This is a genomic window from Mariniflexile fucanivorans (assembly GCF_004341235.1).
GTDB classification, from domain to species: domain Bacteria; phylum Bacteroidota; class Bacteroidia; order Flavobacteriales; family Flavobacteriaceae; genus Mariniflexile; species Mariniflexile fucanivorans.
The window spans coordinates 1-5,794 of record NZ_SLUP01000018.1 but is presented as its reverse complement, the minus strand read 5'-3'; the positions used below and the strand labels follow the sequence as shown (position 1 = coordinate 5,794).

Annotated in this window: 1 protein-coding gene; it reads right to left on the bottom strand. The window is 38.8% G+C overall.

The window, feature by feature from the left end:
- A partial coding sequence (locus EV196_RS19660) for a SprB repeat-containing protein (protein ID WP_132219495.1) occupies window positions 1-5,794 on the bottom strand: 5,794 nt, incomplete at both ends.

Below are 5,794 nucleotides of genomic sequence, written 5' to 3'. Positions count from 1 at the left end.
CACCACCATCAAAACTATAGGTATATGGAGCTGTTCCACCGCTACCTGTAACGGTTACTTCGGCCGCTTGGGTGGCATTGCCTAATCCACAGGTTAAGTTTTGTGTTAATGCTATAGTGCCTCCAACCAATGCTGGCTCTGTAATAGACACGGAAGTTGCTATTGAAACACAACTTTTACTATCTCTCACAACCACATCGTATACGCCTAATGCTAAGCCACTAAACACATTTGATGCTTGGAAAGTCGTACCATTATCTATACTAAATTGATATGGAGCTATGCCATTAGCTGCTGTTACCACTATACTGCCATCAGAATCTCCATTACAACTTACATTGGTATGGGTCTCTGAAAGGGTTGGCGTGGTTAATGCGTCAATGGTAATTATACTGGTTTCTGCTTGACAGCTATTTGCATCAGTTATTCTAAATTGATACGTTCCTGAACTTGCAGTAGTATATGTATAAGGTGTACCTGTTGCTCCTAATGATGCATATGCAGCACCGTTGATAGATACTTCATACGTATATGGTGCTAAACCTCCAGTAATAGTTCCGGTAATTTCTGCATCTGGTGATCCTGTACAATCTAATTCTTTTGTTAAGGTTATAACTGAATTTAATGGTTCATATACCACAGTAGCAGTAGCACTGGTTGCTGTACAACCATTGTTATCTTTAATGGTAACTGTGTAAGTTCCTGGGGCATTTACAGTAAATGTCGCACTTGCTTGATAGGAAGCGCCTCCATTGATACTATATGTAAATGGTCCAACACCTGTCTCTCCGAATACTGTAAAAGTAAATCCTGAAGTAACAGTACATTGGTTAGAAGCCAAAGGTGGTGTGGATACCGTTGGTAACGGATCAAGTATAACCGTAACCGTATTCATTGTTGTACAAGCATTGGCATCTCTTACGTAGACATCCCAAACTAAGTCTGTTCCTGAATTGGTGTCTACCGTAACTACATCGCTTGTTCCGTAAGCTGCTGGTGCAGGGGACGGATTACCCGATATAACAGCGGCATAGGTGTAACTCGCTGTACCTCCTGATGGAATCACTGTTATTTGTGATTCATCATTGCTACAGTATACATGGGTCGGTGTTGCTGTAAAGCTTAATGCACTTGATGGTTCTGTTACTATTATTGTAGCATCTGCAGTACATCCTGTGATGTCATCTGTTACTCTAATTGTATAGGTATCAGCAATTAATCCCGTGAAATCAATCGTGTTTCCTGTTTGAACCAAAGCACCTGCGCCACTAAGTATTGTAGTTGTATAGCTTCCTGCATAATCGCTTACCGTAAACCCAATCGCTCCCGTATTACCGCCAAAGCAATAAACATCGTTTAATTTTAATCCCGCAACTGAAATATTGGTTACCGGCACCACTGTATAGGATTCCTGATAGGTACAGCCATTGGCATCGGTCACTTCAAACATATAAGTGTCTGGTGCTAATCCTGTAAAGGTTCCACTAGAGGCCCCTGTTACATTGCCTGTAGCACTTGATGGCGAAAGTATCGCATAGCTTAATGTGCCTACGCCATTTGTTGTGGTTAGTGTTACATCACTGGTTAATGCTAAACAGGTTACCGCCGTAGCACTAAATGCTAAATCTGTTGGAACATCTAAAGCTGGTACCACAACACTGATTGGTACTGGAATGGTACAGCCATTGGCATCTCTTACATAGGCTGTTACTGTGCCTGAAGTATATGTTGAATAGGCATTTGTTGACGTGTAGTTTACACCACCATCAAAACTATAGGTATATGGAGCTGTTCCACCGCTACCTGTAACGGTTACTTCGGCCGCTTGGGTGGCATTGCCTAATCCACAGGTTAAACCTTGTGTTAAAGCTCCGGTTCCTGCTAGAATTAGAGGTTCGGTAATAGTTACCGTTGTTGGTGCCGAATCACAATTCTTACTATCTCTCACAACTACATCGTATGGTCCAGCCAATAAACCACTAAACACATTTGATGCTTGAAAAGTCGTACCATTATCCATACTATATTCATATGGAGCTATGCCATTAGCTGCTGTTACAACTATACTGCCATCAGAATCTCCATTACAAGTCGCATTTGTTTGACTAAACGTAAAGGTTGGAGTAGTTTTAGGAGTCACTATAATAATATTAGATTCTGCCTGACAACCTTGATCATCAATTACTCTAAATTGATATGTTCCATCTGCTGTTGCTGTATATGTAGAACTTGCTGCTGTATACGTTGTTCCTCCATCGGTGCTAACTGCATACGCTGTATATGTACCTGTCCCACCACTTGGTGTTAAAGTTATACTAGCATCAACAGTACAAGTTAAATCTTGCGTCATGTTTGCATCTAACAATAATGCTGATTGTACGACATACGTTGTTGTTGCAATACAACCGTTGCCGTCTTTAATAAACACATTATATGTTCCTGAGACATTAATGCTAAAGGTTGCGCTTGATTGATAAGCACCACCAATACTATAAGTTAATGGAGCTATGGCAGTACCTGTAACTTCTACTAATGTAATATTGATAGGGGTTCCATCAAAACATTGTGGAGCAATAGGGTTTATTGTTGGCTCTGGGTCCTTCTGTAAATTTGCCGCATCAAATTTAATACAACCATAAGCATCTTTTACATAAACGATATAACTATCCGCGGTAGCTGTAAATGTATTTGCTGATGACCAACCTGCGCTAGTCGCTATTGGAGCCGGATCTGTTGATAACAAAAGCTGGTATGTATAAGGAGCTGTTCCGTCTTTTCCAATGGCTGAAATAACGCCTAATTCATTACAGTTTTCATTTTTGGATACGGTAGCTGAAACACTTAAATCGATTGCTGATTCATTAATTTCAAATATGGCTGATGCTGATTTACATCCATTAAATAAACCTGTGCCATTTTCAGTAAACGTAATATAGTATTGTCCAGGTGATAAAGAGGCTGGTGAAGGAGCTATTACTGTTTCAGGTGTTCCAAAAGTAACTGGTATATTAACTAATGGTCCCATAGAAACATTTGAAAACGCTCTAAAAATTTCGTAATCAACAGAAGCTGTGGTACTATCAAAATTATCAATAGTAAACGTTACACTTCCATTATTCTCTCCTTTACAAACAACATTATTTGCAACAACCGTTGATGTTAAAGCCGAAGCCGGTGCAATAGGCGTATCTGCCGATTTTACAAAATAACAGTTTGTTGTAAGATCATGCACCACAAAGGTATAAACCACACCTGGGGTCAGGTTTGTAAACGTTTTTATGGCTCCTCCTGGTGAATCTGGTGTTAAATATGTTAATGTGTAAGGAGCTGAATTAAATTCTAAAATACCAAACTCATAATTATTACTACCTACAGTAGATATGGCTTCAACTATGGCGGTACCTCCATTAGTACAATCAGATGATAAGGTTGTAACATCTATATCCAAATCGGATGGTGGAGACGCCATGGTTATTTGCTTTGTCAAGCTACATCCATTGGCATCAATGACATTAATAGTATAAATACCAAAATTTATGATACTAAAGGTGTGATCCTCATTGGATATAGCCGAATGTGGACTGCCTGGAATTACATCTCCAAAATTATTCGTAATATAATAGGTAAATGGCGCTGTACCTCCTACAATATTTTCAACAGTAATAGAGCCTAGACTTGACCCTCCCGTAGAACTACAAGTAATATCTACTTTTGTTAGATCAAAATCAATGGCATTTGGTTCTACTATTGTTATATTAAATGTATCCGTACAACCTTTGGCATCTGTAACCGTTATTGTGTAGTCTCCAGCTGCTAAACCAGAAGTCTGTGTACCATAATCAAAAGACGTAGTGGTATTTAACACATTAAATACAAATGGTGCTAATCCTTTTGTATCATCAATGGTGATATCAATAGCTGCTGTTTCATCGCTGTTACATGAAATAAATTGTGTTTGAACAACATTTGTAATATCAGGATTAACGATAGCTGTTGTAGTAATTACATTAGTTTCTTTTGTACATCCATTTGTATCAGTAATTTCAAATTGATAGGTATCAGCAGTTGTAACTGTATATGTGAATGTTGCACCCGCAAATGGAACCGAAGCACCATAAGTACCTGCTCCTATTTTGACTTTATAGGAATAAGGTGCATTTCCGCCCGCTGTCGTTACATCTATAGTTGCGTCTGTTGGTGCAGAACATGTTAAATCTTTTGTAAGTATAGCATTTGTATTAAGCGGAGCATATACTACAGTTGATGTAGAACTAGTTGCTGTACAACCATTTTTATCCTTAACGGTTACAAAATAAGTTCCAGGTACATTAACTACGAAAGTCGGGCTTGCTTGATCTGAAATCCCTCCATTTATACTATAAGAAAGTGGAGCTAATCCAGTTCCTGTTGCTGTAAAAGTAAATCCAGTTGAAACCGTACATTGGTTTGAAGCCAAAGGTGGTGTAGTAACTGTTGGTAAAACATCATTTATAATGGTAATAGTATCCACAGTAATACAGCCATTAGCATCTTTTATATAAACATCCCAAACTAAATCTGCTGCTGAATTTGTATCAACAGTTATAACATTACTGCTACCATATGCAGCTGCTAATGGTGCTAGGTTTCCTGTTATTACAGCCGCATAAGTGTAACTTGGCGTACCATCTATTGCGGTAACTGTAATTTGTGAATTATTATTTGTACAGAATACATTTGTTGAAGTTACTGTAAATGTTAAAGGATTTGTTGGTTCAGTGATAATAATAGTTTCCTCATCAAAACAACCTGTAATGTCATCCGTAACTCTAATTGTATAGGTGTCTGCAATTAAACCTGTAATATCAACTGTATTTCCTGATTGAACCAGAATTCCTGCTCCACTTGTTAAAATACTTGTATAAGTTCCTGAATACCCAGAAACCGTAAATTTAATGGCTCCTGTATTATCCCCGTTACATAGTACATCGCTCAATTTTGTTCCTGTTATTGCAATTGGGGTAACTGGAACGATGGTATAAGATTCTGAATAATAACATCCATTCGCATCGGTCACCTGGAACACATATGTACCTGGTGTTAGGCCTGCAAATGAATTTGAAGCTTGTTTTGCTCTGATGATTGGTGATGGGGCAATAGTTTCATATTGTAATGTTCCAACACCATTGGTTGCTGTTAGATTTACGGTAGTTGTTGTGGCTGTACAAGTAACCGCCGCTGATGTAAATGCTAAATCCGTTGGTGGATTTAATGCTGTTAACGTAATAGTTTGTGCCACGGTTAAACAACCATTGGCATCTTTTACTACATAGGTAAAGGTTTGGTCTGCGCCATTATCGTTTACCGTTAACGTATTGGTTGAACTGAACGATGCGCCGTTATTAAAACTGTATTGGTAAGGTGCTGTTCCTGTTGTTGGTACTGCAATGGTGATTACCGCTGATACTTTCGCATTGGTCACGCTACAACTAAATGCTGTGGTACTTGCCGATGCTGCTAATGGCGTTGGTTGGGTAATTGTTACTACTGTTGCTACAGAAATACAGCTTTTACTATCTCGCACAACAACATTATATGCTCCTGCCGCTAAGCCATTAAATACATTCGATACTTGGAAAGTCGCTCCATTATCTATACTATATTGGTATGGTGCGATTCCATCGGCTGCCGTTACTACAATACTACCATCACTACTTCCGTTACAACTTACATTGGTTTGGGTATAGGTTTGTGTTGGTACTGTTTTTGGAGTCACTACAATGATATTGGATTCTGCCTGACAACCTTGATCATC